Raw genomic sequence first — 15,281 nt, forward strand, 5'->3', positions numbered from 1 at the left:
CCGCGGCGGCGGCCCCGGCACCCGGGAGACCGACGCCCTCGACCCCCGCAACGTCGTCCAGCGCGTCGAGGCCGTGGTCCTGACCGGCGGCAGTGCCTACGGGCTGGAGTCCGCCGCCGGCGTGATGGCCTGGCTGGAGGAGCAGCACCGCGGCGTACGGGTCGGGCCCGACCCCGCGCACGTCGTGCCGGTGGTGCCCGCCGCCTGCGTCTTCGACCTCGGCCGGGGCGGGGACTTCCGGGCCCGTCCGGACGCCGGGACGGGCCGGGCCGCGGTGGAGGCGGCGGCCGCGAGCGAGGCGCACGCACCCGTGGGGACGGGCGCGGTCGGCGCGGGCACCGGAGCCGTCGTCGGCGGCCTCAGGGGCGGGGTCGGCACGGCCGGCACGGTCCTGGAGTCGGGCATCACCGTCGGCGCCCTCGTCGTCGTGAACGCGGTCGGCTCGGCGGTCGACCCGGAGACGGGAGTCCTCTACGGGGAGTACTTCCACGGCGGGCCGCCGCACCGGCCGGAGCCCGCCGTGCACGAGGAGGCGCGGCGCCGGCTCGCCGAGGCCCGGGCCGCGAGCACCCCACCGCCGCTGAACACCACCCTCGCGGTCGTCGCCACCGATGCCGCCCTCACCCGCGCCCAGGCCCAGAAGTTCGCGGGCACGGCGCACGACGGGATCGCCCGGGCCATCCGCCCCGTGCATCTGCTCAACGACGGGGACACCGTCTTCGCCCTCGCGACCGGGGAGCGGGAACTGCCCCCGGAGCAGGGGCCGCTCGCGCTGAACGACGTCCTGGCGGCGGGCGCGGACCTGGTGACCCGGGCGATCGTGCGGGCGGTGCGCGCCCCGGCCGAGGGGGTGGCGGGGCCGGGCGGAACCTTCCCCGCGTACCGCGAGCTGTACGGCGACGGTGCCTGAGGGGCCTCGCCGCACCTCCTCCCATCCGACGATCGGGCCGCTCGACTCCCTTGCAGGTCAAGGGAGTTGAAAGTTTCATGACCGACCCGGCCGTTACCGGCGGGAACTTCCCGCACGCGCCCTTCGTTTTGCCGAACCCCGGACACGGTGTCAGACCCAGGGGCTACGTTAAGCAAGCACCGAGTGACATGCGGCGACGGCCTGGAGACCCTCTTGAACGATCCGCAGGATCCTCACGATCCGTACGAGACGACCGAGACGCACCTTGAGCGGCTCCTCGGCAGGGCGCTCAACTCCTTCGATCTGCCCGACACCACGGTCGAGCGCCTGGAGTCGGCGCTCGCCCACTCCAGTGCGCTGTTCTCCTCGCACCACAGCGCCTCGCTGCACCGCACGACCCACCGCCACACCTATCTCCTCGCCGACGGCACCGCACTCAGCCTGTGGGAGCTGGTGCACAACTCGGGCCGGGACGGATCCGAGCAGCACGAGCTGTACACGGACGAGGGCGAGGCCCGCCTGGCCGCGTCCCGACTCCCCGCAGGTCTCGACCCGGGCTGGGGCGCGGACCGCCCGGAGGACCGGGAGTCCGGCGATGACGGCGACCTGGAGCTGCTCGGCACGTTGCTGTCCCGGTCGATACCGGCGCAGCCCCGGGCGTACGTCCCGGACAACTCCGCGGACCACGCGCGGCGGGTGCTGCGGCGGGCGGAGAACGCCGACCGGCCGGGCGAGGAGACCGCGCGTCGGCTGAGGGTGGCGTTCGCCCACCACATCACGCAGGCCTTCGGGCGGCAGTGCCCGGTGCGCAGCGGCCGGGACGCCGGATTCACCCTCTACGAGCACGCGTTCCTGCTCCTCGACGGGAGCGAGCTGAGCCTGTGGGAGGTCGAGCACACGGCGACCCCGGACGGCCGCCACATGTGCGAGGTGTACACCGACGAGCACGTGGCGCGCGAGGCGATGGAGCACCGGGCGCGGGTGCGCTGACGGGCTTGCCGTCCGCGCCCGGCGAGGGCCCCGGGGAGGTCTTCTCCCGGGGCCCTCGCCCGTCAGGCCCTGCGCACCAGGAGCGCCACGGTCACGCCGGTCAGGCGCTCGGTTCCGGTCGCGGTGTAGCGCGCCCGCAGTGCCCGGGCCTGCGGGGCCGGGAGCGCGTCCAGCGGGTCCGGCTGGTTGCCGGCCACCACCAGCCAGATCCTGGCCTCGTTCCGCAGGCACACCGCCGGATCGGGGCACTCCGCCGGCCAGAGACCGGCACGGTCGGCGGCCGACTCCGCGAGGAACACGTCGCGGGGCCTGAGGTCGTCCGGCAGGTAGAAGCGGACGCCGACGTCGAGCAGGCGCCAGTAGTCCTCGCCCCGGTCGTAGACGACCGCGTCCCCGGGCCGGTGGTACTTCCGGACGGTCGACGCGGCGCCCTCGTAGTCGACGCCGTGCCAGAAGTGCGCGTAGGGGCGGCGCAGCGCCTGCTGCTCGGAGAGGGTGAGCAGGGCGAGGGCCACCAGACCCGCCGCGACGACCCCGCGGGCCCGGGCGGCGCACAGGCCCGCCCCCGCCAGGACGGCGCAGGCGGGCAGGGTGAACAGCAGATAGCGGTGGAAGAAGTACGAGACGTCGCCGTGCGAGACCGCCCACAGCAGCAGCGGCGGCAGCACGGCCAGGGCCGAGGCGGTGAGGAGCGGGCCCCGGGTCGCCGGACGGCGCTCGCCCCAGGCCAGTAGGGCGGCCGTGGTCACCGCGCCGGCGGCCAGGGCGGAGCCGTACAGTTGCGGCCAGAGTCCGAGCAGGCTCCACAGGTCGGGGCGGGGGATCCAGGAGATCTGCCGGCCGGCCTGCCCCCGGCCGAGGAGGGCGACGGGGGCCGCGACGGCGACCCCGGCGGCGACCGCGAGGACGAAGCGCCCGACGACCGGCCGCTCCTCGCGGGCCTTGAGGGCCACGGCGACCGACTGCCCGGCCAGGGCGGTCAGCGCCACCAGGTGGAGCAGACCGACCGCCGCCACGCACAGGGCGTAGGCGGCCCAGCGGCCTGCGGCCCGCGGCCGTTCCAGGGCGCGCAGCAGCGTCAGCGTGGCGAGGGCGACGGCCAGGACGACGAGGGCGTACGGCCGGGCCTCGTGGCCGTAGCGGGTCACGGCGGGGACGAGCGCGAGGAGCAGGCCGGCGGCCAGTCCGGCACGGCGGCCGAACAGCCGCTGCCCGATCAGCGCCGTGCAGGCGGCGGCGCCGGCCATGGCGAACGCGGACGGCAGCCGCAGGGCGGTGGCGGAGTCTCCGAAGACACCCATCCAGCCGTGCAGCAGCAGGTAGTAGGCGCCGAGGACGGCGTCCACGTTCCGGAGGGCGTCGAGGAGCTGCCCGGTGGATCGCCCGGCCATGTCCCAGGTGTTGAGCTCGTCCTCCCACAGCTGCGGGCTGCCGATCCCGTACAGGGTCAGCGCGAGCGTGAGCAGTGTGGGCCACAGCCAGACGCCGGGCCCGGCCCGGCCGTCGCGTGCGCCGCCCGGGCGGCCTGCGGACGGCCTCGGCTCCCGGACCGGCGTCGCGACGGCCACGGGGGCCGGGGACGGAGAGGAAGGGGGCGACGGTGAGGGGGTTCCCATGTCGGGGCTCAGTCCCTCGCCGGCACGGCCGCGCCGCCGGCCGCGTGCGGGATCGAGGCCAGGCGCCGGACGGCGAACTCCCGGTTGGAGCGGGTCTGCTCGCGGTACGACTCCGGAAGGTCCGGCATGGCCAGCAGCCGGTCGCAGGCGGCGAGCGAACCCGCGTGGTCCCCGACCCAGTACGCCGTGATCGAGAACTCGAACAGCAACCCCCAGCGGTACACCCAGGGCTGCATGAAGAGCAGGTCGTCCGGCTGCTCCCGGTCCAGGACGGTGGCGACCAGGGCGTGGGCGGTGTGGTGGCGGCTCATCGTGCGCAGCCGCGCGGCCAGCTCGTAGCAGGCTTCGAGGCGCTGCGGGCGGGACTCCCAGGCGCGGGTGAAGGCGTCCATCGCACCCGGCCAGTCGTCGGAGTCGGACTTGAGGATGCCGCACTGGAGCAGCGCGTAGTAGACCTCCTCGCCCCAGCCGCCCATGCGGGCCCGGCGCTCGTAGAGGTCGATCGCCTCGGCGGTGCGGCCCATGTCCCGCATGGTCTGGGCGAGGTAGAAGACGGTGCGGGTGTTCGTGGGGTCGCGGTCGAGTTCGGCGCTCAGCAGCCGGGCGTCGCGTTCGAACTTGTCGTGGCGCGAGCCGCCGTCGGCGAAGTGCTCGATGACGAGCGCGTCGAGGTTCTCCTGGGCGTGGTGCCGGTCCGCGGTCAGGTACTCGTGGGTGACACCCTCGTACCGCCAGGGGATGTCGCCCTTGACCAGGCGTTTGATGCGGTACTCCATGGTGCCCGCGTGCCGCAGCATGTAGGCGTCCGCGGTCAGCTCGGGCAGCGGCCCGGCCCGCCGGATCACGTGGTCGGCGTCGAGGAGCAGCAGGTAGTCGGCCTTGCCGCGGGCGTGGGCGATGTTCAGGCTCCGGTTGTGCCCGAAGTTCACCCAGGACTCCTCGTGCAGCTCTCCGGGGATGCCGTCGAGTGCCTTGCGGATGAGTTCCTGGGTGCCGTCGGTGGAACCCGTGTCGGAGATGACCCAGGTGTCCACCAGGTCACGTACGGAGGTGAGGCAGCGCTCGATGACGGCGGCCTCGTTCTTGACGATCATGCACAAGCAGAAGGATGGCTTCACGGCAACACCACTTCCGGTGGGGAGGTCGGGGGCGACCTTATGCAGGGGATGCGGAGGCCCGGTGACGGCACGCCGAAAGTCGGAACAGAATTCGCTGCTGCGCAGGCACCCATTGGTATTTCGCTCGTAGGCCAAGGTGTTGAGAGTGCGCTGAGACCTTCAAGGCTTTGCATCCGCGATCCGATGATCCTATTAGGAAGCTCGAAACCCGCTTCCGGGACATCATTCGAATCGGTTGAAGAAGGAGCAGTGCATGAGTCCTGATGTCAGGACGAGGTCCTCGCTGGGCCCCCTCCCCAAACGCCGCGCCTGGCTCAACGGCGGCGCGCTCGCCTCGATCGCGCTCGTCATCACGGGATTCGCGAGCCCGGCGGCCGTCGCCACCGGAACGGCCGGCCCTGCCGGCCCGGCGCAGAGCATGGGGGCACGGCCCTCCGGCACGGACACGTCGGGCCCGCCGCGCGGCGACGAGTGCGACGACCACGGCCGCCCCCACCACGAGGACCATGGCCGACCGCCGCACGAGGAGCACGGCCCGTACCACCACGGACAGCCCGGTGCGCGCGACTCCGGCGGGGCGCCCCAGGAGGACGCCCTCCAGAGCTTCCTGGACCAGCAGATGCAGCAGTTCGCCGGGGACCCGGGCCGCTACGTGCGGTCGGCGTCCGGCGGGCACGACGAGTGCAAGGTGGGCCCGACGGGCCCCACCGGACCGACGGGCCCCACCGGTCCGACGGGTGACACGGGCGACACGGGAGCCACCGGCGACACGGGTGACACCGGTCCGACCGGCGACACGGGCCCGACCGGCGACACGGGTGCCACCGGCGACACCGGTGCGACGGGTGACACCGGCCCGACCGGCGACACGGGCACCGACGGTGCCACGGGTGACACCGGCCCCACCGGCGACACCGGCCCCACGGGTGACACGGGACCGACCGGCCCGACCGGCGACACCGGCACCGACGGTGCCACGGGTGACACCGGCCCCACCGGCGACACCGGCGCGACCGGTGACACGGGACCGACCGGCCCCACGGGCGACACCGGCACCGACGGTGCCACGGGTGACACCGGCCCCACCGGCGACACCGGCCCCACGGGTGACACGGGACCGACCGGCCCGACCGGCGACACCGGCCCCACGGGTCCGACCGGCGACACGGGTCCGACCGGCGACACCGGCCCCACCGGTGACACGGGCCCGACCGGCCCGACCGGCGACACCGGCCCCACCGGTGACACGGGCCCGACCGGCCCGACCGGCGACACCGGCCCCACCGGTGACACCGGCCCGACCGGCGACACCGGAGCCACGGGTGCGACCGGAGCCACGGGCGCGACCGGCCCCTGCTCCGACATCGACACCTTCAGCAATTCGGCCACCGAGGACTTCCAGGCCGCGCTCACCGGCGGGAAGGCCTACGTCGGCAAGGCCGCCACGCTGGGCGGAGCGATCACCTGGCAGGACCTCACCAACACCGTCGCGACCGCGTCGGACCCCGCCAACCCGGACTACCCGGCGAACGCCTGCGGTATCGCCATCGAGGCGCGGGGGAATGCCGCCTACGTCAAGGTGGTCACCACGACCGGCACGGTCTGGCAGACGGTAGGCAACCTCGCCATGGGGGGCTTCGTCTGGAACCAGGGCTGGCTCCAGCAGGCGACCCCGACACCGGCCGCCCTCCGCGCGTTCAAGCGCAGCATGGACTCGACGGCGGCCCCGCATCAGGCGCCGAAGGGCCTGAAGGGGATCAAGCGCCCCTGACGGAGCGCTGATCGGTGAACGCGGAAAGGTGGTGCGCTCCGGAGCGCACCACCCCCCGCACGGCCGTTCTGCCTCGATCGCGACGCGGCAGAACGGGGAAGGGACCCGGGGCWWGCCCCGGGTCCCTTCCTTCACGCCACGAGCCCTGTCGGTGCCTCAGGCGTCAGTGCGTCAGCACCGGCTGGTCCTGCTTCCCCACGGTCCCGTCGGACGGCTCCACGCCCGCCTCGGTTCCGTCGGTCGCGTCGGCGGTGTCGGCTTCGGCTGCCTCGTCCACCGCGCCCTCCACGTGCTGCTTCGGCTTCGCCGGCAGCGCGAACATCACCAGGAAGATCACGGCGAGCACCGCCGCCACCCACCACAGCGAGTTCCGGAAGGCGTCCGCGAACGCCGTCCCCACCTCCTGGGGGGCCTTGGCCAGCCGCTCGTCGTCGATCACGCCGAAGAAGACCACCGACACGAGCCCGAGCCCGAGCGCGTTGCCCATCTGGCCGGTCGTGTTGATCAGCCCGGAGGCCGAGCCGGCGTGCTCGCGCGGCACCTCCGAGAGCACCGCGTCGGTCAGCGGAGCCACGATCAGGCCCATGCCCAGGCCCATGACGACCAGCGGCGGGATCATCTGCCAGGAGTGGATTCCGGTCCCGTACCGTCCGGCCTCCCAGAGGTAGAGCAGCACACCGGCGACCATCGTCAGGGCGCCGGCCTGCAGCACCTTGCGCCCGAAGCGCGGGACCAGCTTCTGCACCGACATGCCGGCCGCCACCGAGACGGCGATCGAGAACGGCACACCGGTCAGACCGGCCTTGAGCGGGCTCCAGCCGAGCCCGATCTGCATGTACAGCGTCCAGACCAGGAAGAAGATGCCCAGCACGACACCGAAGGTCAGCTGCACCGCGATACCGGCGGCGAAGCTCTTCACCTTGAACAGCGACAGCTCGACCAGCGGCGAACCGTCCTTCTTCGTCTTGTGCTTCTCGTAGCCGACGAGGGCGGCGAAGACGAGGAGGCTGCCCGCCATGCAGAGGTGCCCCCACAGCGGCCAGTCCAGCTCACGGCCGCGCGTGAGGGGGTAGATCAGCATGAGCAGCGCCAGCGTCACCAGCAGGACGCCGACCAGGTCGAGCCGGAGCGCCTTGGGCGCCTTGGACTCGCTGATGAACTTGCGGCCCAGGATCAGGCCCGCGATGCCGACGGGCAGGTTGATCAGGAAGATCGGGCGCCACTCCATGCCGAAGAGGTTCCACTGCGTGAGCAGCGCGCCGAGCAGCGGCCCGGAGACCGCGCCGAGCCCGATGATCGCGCCGAACATGCCGAAGACCTTGCCGCGCTCGTGCGCGGGGAAGGTGACGTGGATGATCGACAGGACCTGCGGGACCATCATCGCGGCGGCCGCGCCCTGGAGGAGGCGGGAGGCGACGAGCATCTCCGGGTTGGCTGCGAAGCCGCAGAGCGCCGAGGCGAGGGTGAAGCCGGCGGTGCCGAGCAGGAAGAGGCGCTTGCGGCCGTAGATGTCACCGAGCCGGCCGCCCGTGATCAGACCGGCGGCGAACGCGAGGGCGTAGCCGGCGGTGATCCACTGAATGGCTCCGAACGAGGCACCGAGGTCGCGCTCGATGCTGGGGATCGCGATGTTGACGATCGTGGCGTCGACCAGATCCATGAAGGCGGCGGTCATGACGATGGCGAGGGCGATCCAGCGCCTTCGATCGGTGGCTTCGTGTGCACTCATACGATGAAGATAGAGGCCATCTAGGTCAGCTGATGTCCTAGATGAACCGCACCCTGGAGGGCATGACGGACACTCCGGCACGACTTCTGAATCTGCTGTCCCTGCTGCAGACGCCGCGGGAATGGCCGGGCAGTGAGCTGGCGACGCGGCTCTCGGTCTCCGCCCGGACGATCCGGCGCGACGTCGACCGGCTGCGGGAGCTCGGCTACCCGGTCGAGGCGACGAAGGGCGCGGTCGGCGGGTACCGCCTGGTCGCGGGCACGGCGATGCCGCCGCTGGTACTCGACGACGAGGAGGCCGTCGCGATCGCGGTGGGGCTGCGGGCGGGCGCCGGGCACGCGATCGAGGGTGTGGAGGAGGCGTCGGTCCGGGCGCTGGCGAAGCTGGAACAGGTGCTGCCGTCACGGCTGCGGCACCGGGTCTCCACCCTCCAGAACGCGACGATCCCGCTGACCCGCGGCGACGGCGCCACGGTCGCGCCGCAGACCCTGACGACGCTGGCGGGGGCGGTCACCGGGCAGGAACGGCTGCGGTTCGGCTACCGGGCGGGGGACGGAACGGAGAGCCGGCGCCTGGTGGAGCCGTACCGGCTCGTGTCGACGGGGATGCGCTGGTACCTCGTGGCGTACGACATGGAGCGCGAGGACTGGCGGACGTTCCGGGTGGACCGGGTGAGCGAGCCGTTCGCGACGGGCGCGCGCTTCGGCCCGCGGGAGCTGCCCGAGGGAGGCGCGGTCGCCTACATGTCCCGTTCGATGGCGCGGGCCACCGCCGAGCTGGACCTGGACGTCGACTTCGAGGCACCGGCCGAGTTCGTGACCGCCCGGCTCCCCGCGCACCTCGCGCCGGAGGCGACCGGGCCGGGGACCTGCCGACTGCGCACCCGTTCCGCGGACTCGCTGGAATGGGTCGCCCTCCGGCTGGCGCTGGTCGACTGCCCGTTCAGGATCCACGCGCCGGATCCCCTGATCGCCTACGTCCGGGACCTCTCGGCCCGTCTGGGTGCGGCGACCTCCGCCTGACGGAGACCGGAAAGGGGGCGCGCCCGGGGCAGGAACCCCGCACGCGCCCCCGTGTCCCGACGGACGATCCGGTCCGGACAGGACCTAGGCGACCGCGTCGAAGCCGGTGTCCCGCGCCATCTTCTTCAGTTCGAGCAGCGCGTGCTTCTCGATCTGGCGGATGCGCTCGCGCGTCAGGCCGTGCTCCTTGCCGACCTCCGTGAGGGTCCGCTCCCGGCCGTCCTCGATGCCGTACCGCATGCGGATGATCGAGGCCGTCCGGTGGTCCAGCTTGTCGATCAGGTCGTCGAGCTCCTCGCTGCGCAGCAGCGTCAGGACGGACTGCTCGGGCGACACCGCCGACGTGTCCTCCAGCAGGTCGCCGAACTGCGTCTCGCCCTGGTCGTCGACGGACATGTTCAGCGAGACCGGGTCGCGCGCCCAGTCCAGGACGTCCACCACCCGCTCCGGCTTCGTGTCCAGCTCGGCGGCGATCTCCGCGGGCTCGGGCTCACGGCCGTGCTCGCGGTTGAACTCGCGCTGGACCCGGCGGATCCGGCCGAGCTCCTCCACGAGGTGGACGGGGAGCCGGATGGTGCGGGACTGGTCGGCTATGGACCGCGTGATGGCCTGGCGGATCCACCACGTGGCGTACGTGGAGAACTTGAAGCCCTTGGCGTAGTCGAACTTCTCGACCGCGCGCACCAGGCCGGCGTTCCCCTCCTGGATCAGGTCGAGCAGCGGCAGCCCGCTGCGCGGGTAGCGCCGGGCGACCGCGACGACGAGCCGCAGGTTGGACTTGATGAAAACGTCCTTGGCCCGCTCGCTCTCGGCGACCAGCGCCTCGAGCTCCTCGCGGGTCGCGCCGCCCGCCTCGCTGTCCACCTCGCCGTCCAGGATCTGCCGGGCGTACACACCGGCCTCGATGGTCTGCGACAGCTCGACCTCCTTGGCGGCGTCGAGCAGGGGCGTGCGCGCGATCTCGTCGAGGTACATGCCGACCAGGTCGCGGTCGGCGATCTCCCCGCCCACGGCGCGAACGCTGCTTGCCCGGCTGCTTCCGCCAGTGGCGGACGAACGACGGGCGACGGCACGGGTTGCCATGCGAGCTCCCTTACTGAGTAGGTCGCGACACCCTTTCGGGTGCCCTGCATCCGACGGAAACAACGACTGGAATCAGGACAGAATTCCCACACGACGCATTGATTTTCGCGATCATGCAGTACCCTGTGCCGCCAACGAGGGGGTCACATGTCGGCGGATACCGCAGAGGTGCAGGTCAGACCGGGCGCGGAGGGCGACCTGGCGTCACTGACCGAGCTGTACAACCACTACGTCCGTGAGACCGCGATCACATTCGACACCGTGCCCTTCACCGCGGAGCAGCGACTTCCCTGGCTCCGCTCCCATCCTGAAGACGGCCCCCACCGCCTCCTGGTTGCCCGGGACGCCGTCGAGGGGGCACAGGACCGGGTCCTCGGCTACGCGACCAGCAGCCCGTTCCGCCCCAAGCCCGCCTATTCCACGTCCGTGGAGGTGAGCGTGTACCTGGCCCCGCACGCCGCCGGCCGGGGCATCGGCACACTGCTGTACGAGCGGCTCTTCGCGGCCCTCGCCACCGAGGACGTCCACCGCGCCTACGCCGGAATCGCCCTGCCCAACGAGCCCTCGGTCCGCCTCCACGCCCGCCTCGGCTTCCGTCACATCGGCACGTACGGCGAGGTCGGCCGGAAGTTCGGCCGCTACTGGGACGTGGCCTGGTACGAGAAGCGCCTCGAGTCCTAGGCCGGACGGCCGGGCCGGGGCCGCGCGACCTAGGACGCGCGGCCGTTACGGATCTCCGAGGACGCGCCTACCGTCGCCCCCATGGACGACACGACCGGAACTCTCGACGAAGCCCTGGAACGCCTCCACGCGACCGGTCCCGAGCGGAACGGCTGGCTCTCCAACCACGCCCCGATGGCCGTCGAGGCGCTCGTCCGCCGCGGGCAGGCACCGGCCGTGCACCGCTGGCTGGACCGCTACCGGCACAAGCTGGAGGACATGCCGTCGCCGTGCTCCCCGGTCACCGACGGCGACTGGCGCGAGGCGCTGGGCGACCCGTCCCGGATCGCCGACTGGACGCGCCACTTCGAGCGGGCCGTCGAGGAGCGGCCCTGGCGCGAGGTGCTCGCCGAATGGTGGCCGCGCCTGCTGCCCGGCATCGCGGGCGGTGCGACCCACCCGGTGATCCGCACGGGCCACGCCGTACGCACCCTGCTGACGACCGGGGAGACCGCACCGCGCCGAGCCGAACTGGCCCACGCCCTCGGCTACTGGGCCGCCCGGCACCGACCGCTGCGGGCCGTCGCCCCGCTCCCGTCGGCGCCGTCCGCCGCGGCGGCGCTGGACGCCGTTCCGGCCGTGCGTTCCCAGGAAGGCGGGATCCGGGTCCGGCTGGAGCAGCTGACCGCCTTCCCCCGCTGGGGCTCGGCACCCGACCCGGACACCGCGCACACCCGGCTCACCGAGCTGGTCACCGCCGCGACCCACCGGTACGCCACCCACGGTCACGGAGAGCCGGTCATGCTGGTGCACGCGGCGACCGCGCCGAACGCCGTGCTGCGCACGCTGCCCGCGCTGCCGCGCGAGCTGTGGGCCGCGAGCCTGGCGGCGGCCTGGGCGGCCTCCGCCGCGGTGACCGCCGCCTACACGCCGCCCGAGCCGCTGCCGTACACCGCCGGCACCCTCGCCCCGGAGGAGATCTTCGAGCGGGCCGCGGCACACGGCGACGATCACACGATCAAGTTCTGCGACACGGCGCTCGACGTCGGCGACCCGACGGCGATGGCCGCCGCCCTCCGCTCGATCGAGCTCAACGAGCCGGTCTTCTAGGTCCTGTCCTGTCCTGTCCTGTCCGGGCGCGGCCGGCCTGATCCGTCCGCCGCCCCGACCCCTGCCGGCCCCGGGAGGGGTTCCGCGGCTCAGCCGAACTGGACCGAGCGCTTCGCCAGCCCCATCCAGAAGCCGTCGATCACACTCCGCCCGCCGTCCAGGTCCCCGGCCGCCTCCGCCGCGCCGAGCGTCACGAACAGCGGCGCGAAGTGCTCGGTACGCGGGTGGGCGAGCCGGCCGGCGGGCGACTTGTGCTCGAAGTCGAGGAGCGCGTCCACGTCCCGTTCCCGCAGGGCGCGGTCGCCCCAGGCGTCGAACTCGGCGGACCAGCCCGGCACGCCGCCGCCCGTGTGCCGCAGCGCGGCCAGGTTGTGGGTGAAGAAGCCGCTGCCGACGATCAGCACGCCTTCGTCCCGCAGCGGCGCGAGCCGTCGGCCGATGTCCATCAGCCGCTGGGGGTCGAGGGTGGGCATGGAGATCTGCAGGACGGGGATGTCGGCGCCGGGGAACATCTCGACCAGCGGCACGTACGCACCGTGGTCGAGCCCCCGGTCGGGGATGTCCTGGACGGGCGTGCCGGGCGCCTGGATCAGCTTGCGCACGGAGGCGGCGAGCTCGGGCGCGCCCGGGGCCGCGTACCGGACGCGGTAGTAGTGCTCGGGGAAGCCCCAGAAGTCGTAGACCAGCGGCACGGGCTCGACCGCGCCGAGCGCGAGCGGGGCCTCCTCCCAGTGGGCGGAGACCATCAGGATGGCCTTGGGGCGGGGCAGCCCGGCGGACCAGGCGGCCAGTTCACCGGGCCAGACCGGGTCGTCGGCGAGCGGCGGCGCACCGTGCGAGAGGTAGAGGGCGGGCATCCGTTCCAGCGTGGCGTCCATGACGACCGCCTCCGTTCGGGGTCCGAGGAGAAGTTCTTTGAAAGTTCAAGCTCTGAGCTCGTGACGAGCTTAGCCCCGATGTAGTTCAACTTTCAAGGATGGGTCGTACGATGGATACATGACCACGGCATCCACTGAAGGGCCCCGCTGGCTCAGCGACGAGGAACAGCACGTCTGGCGTGCCTACCTCCACGCCACCACCCTCCTCGAGGACCATCTCGACCGCCAGCTGCAGCGCGACGCCGGGATGCCCCACATCTACTACGGCCTGCTCGTGCAGCTCTCCCAGGCGCCCCGCCGGCGACTGCGGATGACCGAGCTGGCCAAGGACGCGAAGATCACCCGCTCCCGCCTCTCGCACGCCGTCGCCCGGCTGGAGAAGAACGGCTGGGTGGTGCGCGAGGACTGCCCCTCGGACAAGCGGGGCCAGTTCGCGCGGCTGACGGACGACGGCTTCGCCGTACTGGAACGGACCGCGCCGGGGCATGTCGCGGCCGTCCGGCAGGCCATGTTCGACCGGCTCACGCCCGAGCAGGTGCGGGAGCTCGGCGAGATCATGAAGGTGATGGCGGAGGGTCTCCAGCCGACGGGCCCGAACGCCGACCTGCCCTGGCTGCGCTGAGCGGAAGCCGGTCGGGGGCCCGGGCCGCGCCGGAACGACCGCGGGACCGGCGGCGTAGGCCGACCGGTCCCGCGGTGGGTGCTCATCGCCCGGGGAGGACCTGGGCGATCACGTACCCGTGGCTCCCCCGTGCCGTCAGTGCGCGACGACCGGGATCTTCACCTCGTCCTCGACACCGTCACCGGATCCGGCCACGACGCCGGAGCCCGGCTTCCCGGTGGTGATGAGGGTGACGGCGATCGAGGCCGAGACGACCAGGATGCCGACGGCCCACCAGATGGCCGCCGAGTAGCCCTCGACCATGCCCTGGAGCTGGAGCAGCTTCTGGGCGCCCGGGGTGGTGGCCCCGGCGGCGTGGTCGGCGATGTACGCGGTCGTGGCCGAGGCCGCGATCGTGTTCAGCAGCGCCGTGCCGATGGCACCGCCGACCTGCTGCGAGGTGTTGACCATCGCGGAGGCCACACCGGCGTCCCGCGGGTCCACGCCGTGCGTCGCGAGCGACATCGCCGGCATGAAGGCCGTACCCATGCCGAGGCCGAGCAGCAGCTGCGCGGGCAGGATCAGCCCGGCGTACGAGGAGCCGATCTCCAGCTGGGTGAGCAGCAGCATGCCGACGGCGGCGGTCAGGAAGCCCGGACCCATCAGCCAGCGCGGGGGCACCCGGGTCATCAGGCGCGTGCCGATCTGGGTGGAACCGGTGATCATGCCCGCGATCATCGGGAGGAACGCGAAGCCCGTCTTGACCGGCGAGTACCCCTTCACGACCTGCAGGTAGTAGGTGAGGAAGAGGAACAGGCCGAACATCGCGATGACCGCGAGGCCGAGGGAGAGGTAGACACCGCCGCGGTTGCGGTCGGTCAGGACGCGCAGGGGCAGCAGCGGGGACTTGACCCGGGCCTCGGTGATCACGAAGGCGAGCAGCAGCACGGCCGAGCCGACGAAGAGCCCGATCGTGGTGGCGTCCGACCAGCCCGCGGACTCGGCGCGGGTGAAGCCGTAGACCAGGGAGACCAGACCCAGGGTGGACAGGATGACGCCGGGGATGTCGAGCGCCGAGCGGTTGCGGCCGCCTGCCGGCTCGCGGATCACGAAGTACGCGCCGGCGGCGGCGACGATCGCGAACGGGATGTTGACGAAGAAGGTCCAGCGCCAGTTCAGGTACTCGGTGAGGAAGCCGCCCAGGATCAGGCCGACGGCGCCGCCGCCACCGGCGATCGCGCCGTAGATGCCGAAGGCCTTGGCGCGCTCCTTGGCGTCGGTGAACATCACCGCGAGGAGCGAGAGCGCGGCGGGCGCGAGCAGCGCGCCGAAGGCGCCCTGGAGCGCACGCGCTCCGAGCATCATCGCCTCACCGGTCGCCGCGCCACCCAGCGCGGAGGCGACGGCGAAGCCGATCAGGCCGACGACGAAGGTGCGCTTGCGGCCCCACAGGTCGGCGATGCGGCCGCCGAAGAGGAGCAGGCCGCCGAAGGCCAGGGCGTAGGCCGTGATGACCCACTGCCGGTTGCCGTCCGAGATCCCCAGGTCCTGCTGGGCGGAGGGCAGGGCGATGTTCACGATCGTCGCGTCGAGCACGACCATCAGCTGGGCGAGGGCGATGAAGACCAGGGCCTTCCACCGACTGGGGTCGGCCTGGACCGCCGGAGCGGTCGCGGTGATTTTCGACATGGGGGTAGCCACCTCTTGGTGCGTACAAGGAGCAAACGGGCTTACTGAGCGCGCGGGGCGCGAAGGTTCGGGGTGGGGCGCGGAAGTTCAGGAAGGGGTGCGGG

At 72.6% G+C, this 15,281-nt stretch carries 13 protein-coding genes; 7 read left to right on the plus strand and 6 right to left on the minus strand.

Features of this window, described 5'->3' with window-relative positions:
- Together EAO71_RS16295 and EAO71_RS16300 are read left to right on the plus strand one after the other, a co-directional pair.
- A partial coding sequence (locus EAO71_RS16295; protein ID WP_147979337.1) for a P1 family peptidase occupies positions 1 to 910 on the plus strand: 910 nt, incomplete at its 5' end.
- Between the two features lie 213 nt (positions 911 to 1,123).
- Entirely contained in the window at positions 1,124 to 1,900 is a 777-nt protein-coding gene (locus EAO71_RS16300) for a DUF6227 family protein (RefSeq protein ID WP_147978388.1), read from the plus strand.
- A 62-nt stretch (positions 1,901 to 1,962) separates the two neighbouring features.
- On the opposite strand, the gene EAO71_RS16305 is transcribed toward EAO71_RS16300, so the two are convergent.
- A complete protein-coding gene (locus tag EAO71_RS16305) occupies positions 1,963 to 3,468 on the minus strand; it encodes a glycosyltransferase family 39 protein (RefSeq protein WP_187282685.1) in 1,506 nt (501 codons plus the stop codon).
- Positions 3,469 to 3,524: 56 nt separating this feature from the next.
- A complete protein-coding gene (locus EAO71_RS16310; RefSeq protein ID WP_147978390.1) occupies positions 3,525 to 4,610 on the minus strand; it encodes a glycosyltransferase in 1,086 nt (361 codons plus the stop codon).
- A 277-nt stretch (positions 4,611 to 4,887) separates the two neighbouring features.
- Between EAO71_RS16310 and EAO71_RS37720 the strand changes: the two genes are divergently transcribed.
- On the plus strand, positions 4,888 to 6,405 hold the full coding sequence (locus EAO71_RS37720) for a collagen-like domain-containing protein (RefSeq protein WP_222723557.1): 1,518 nt from the start codon (positions 4,888 to 4,890) through the stop codon (positions 6,403 to 6,405).
- A 163-nt stretch (positions 6,406 to 6,568) separates the two neighbouring features.
- Here EAO71_RS37720 and EAO71_RS16320 read toward each other — a convergent pair whose 3' ends face one another.
- A complete protein-coding gene (locus tag EAO71_RS16320; RefSeq protein ID WP_261992157.1) occupies positions 6,569 to 8,134 on the minus strand; it encodes an MFS transporter in 1,566 nt (521 codons plus the stop codon).
- 62 nt (positions 8,135 to 8,196) lie between these two features.
- Here EAO71_RS16320 and EAO71_RS16325 point away from each other — a divergent pair, with 62 nt between their 5' ends.
- Positions 8,197 to 9,156: a helix-turn-helix transcriptional regulator gene (locus EAO71_RS16325; RefSeq protein ID WP_147978391.1), complete on the plus strand. Its 960-nt coding sequence runs from the start codon at positions 8,197 to 8,199 to the stop codon at positions 9,154 to 9,156.
- 84 nt (positions 9,157 to 9,240) lie between these two features.
- Here the strand turns inward: EAO71_RS16325 and EAO71_RS16330 are convergent, their stop codons facing one another.
- On the minus strand, positions 9,241 to 10,239 hold the full coding sequence (locus EAO71_RS16330; protein ID WP_147978392.1) for a sigma-70 family RNA polymerase sigma factor: 999 nt from the start codon (positions 10,237 to 10,239) through the stop codon (positions 9,241 to 9,243).
- A 147-nt stretch (positions 10,240 to 10,386) separates the two neighbouring features.
- On the opposite strand from EAO71_RS16330, the gene EAO71_RS16335 reads away from it, so the two are divergent.
- Positions 10,387 to 10,920, plus strand: coding sequence for a GNAT family N-acetyltransferase (locus EAO71_RS16335; protein WP_147978393.1), 534 nt, complete (start codon positions 10,387 to 10,389; stop codon positions 10,918 to 10,920).
- Between the two features lie 81 nt (positions 10,921 to 11,001).
- On the plus strand, positions 11,002 to 12,009 hold the full coding sequence (locus tag EAO71_RS16340; protein ID WP_147978394.1) for a questin oxidase family protein: 1,008 nt from the start codon (positions 11,002 to 11,004) through the stop codon (positions 12,007 to 12,009).
- A gap of 89 nt (positions 12,010 to 12,098) precedes the next feature.
- On the opposite strand, the gene EAO71_RS16345 is transcribed toward EAO71_RS16340, so the two are convergent.
- Positions 12,099 to 12,887 (minus strand): dioxygenase family protein, encoded by a 789-nt coding sequence (locus EAO71_RS16345; protein WP_147978395.1) that lies wholly within the window; start codon positions 12,885 to 12,887, stop codon positions 12,099 to 12,101.
- A gap of 118 nt (positions 12,888 to 13,005) precedes the next feature.
- Here EAO71_RS16345 and EAO71_RS16350 point away from each other — a divergent pair, with 118 nt between their 5' ends.
- Positions 13,006 to 13,509 (plus strand): MarR family winged helix-turn-helix transcriptional regulator, encoded by a 504-nt coding sequence (locus EAO71_RS16350; RefSeq protein ID WP_147978396.1) that lies wholly within the window; start codon positions 13,006 to 13,008, stop codon positions 13,507 to 13,509.
- Between the two features lie 135 nt (positions 13,510 to 13,644).
- Here EAO71_RS16350 and EAO71_RS16355 read toward each other — a convergent pair whose 3' ends face one another.
- Complete coding sequence (locus EAO71_RS16355; RefSeq protein ID WP_147978397.1) at positions 13,645 to 15,177, minus strand: MFS transporter; 1,533 nt, start codon at positions 15,175 to 15,177, stop codon at positions 13,645 to 13,647.
- Positions 15,178 to 15,281 lie beyond the last annotated feature (104 nt).

This window comes from Streptomyces sp. MS191 (assembly GCF_008042125.1).
In the GTDB taxonomy this organism is placed as follows: domain Bacteria; phylum Actinomycetota; class Actinomycetes; order Streptomycetales; family Streptomycetaceae; genus Streptomyces.

Coding starts and splice junctions, on each gene's coding strand:
- EAO71_RS37720 (WP_222723557.1), top strand. CDS start 4,888: ATGAGTCCTGATGTCAGGACGAGGTCCTCGCTGGGCCCCCTCCCCAAA.
- EAO71_RS16320 (WP_261992157.1), bottom strand. CDS start 8,134: ATGAGTGCACACGAAGCCACCGATCGAAGGCGCTGGATCGCCCTCGCC.
- EAO71_RS16350 (WP_147978396.1), top strand. CDS start 13,006: ATGACCACGGCATCCACTGAAGGGCCCCGCTGGCTCAGCGACGAGGAA.
- EAO71_RS16335 (WP_147978393.1), top strand. CDS start 10,387: ATGTCGGCGGATACCGCAGAGGTGCAGGTCAGACCGGGCGCGGAGGGC.
- EAO71_RS16345 (WP_147978395.1), bottom strand. CDS start 12,887: ATGGACGCCACGCTGGAACGGATGCCCGCCCTCTACCTCTCGCACGGT.
- EAO71_RS16325 (WP_147978391.1), top strand. CDS start 8,197: ATGACGGACACTCCGGCACGACTTCTGAATCTGCTGTCCCTGCTGCAG.
- EAO71_RS16355 (WP_147978397.1), bottom strand. CDS start 15,177: ATGTCGAAAATCACCGCGACCGCTCCGGCGGTCCAGGCCGACCCCAGT.
- EAO71_RS16330 (WP_147978392.1), bottom strand. CDS start 10,239: ATGGCAACCCGTGCCGTCGCCCGTCGTTCGTCCGCCACTGGCGGAAGC.
- EAO71_RS16340 (WP_147978394.1), top strand. CDS start 11,002: ATGGACGACACGACCGGAACTCTCGACGAAGCCCTGGAACGCCTCCAC.
- EAO71_RS16310 (WP_147978390.1), bottom strand. CDS start 4,610: ATGATCGTCAAGAACGAGGCCGCCGTCATCGAGCGCTGCCTCACCTCC.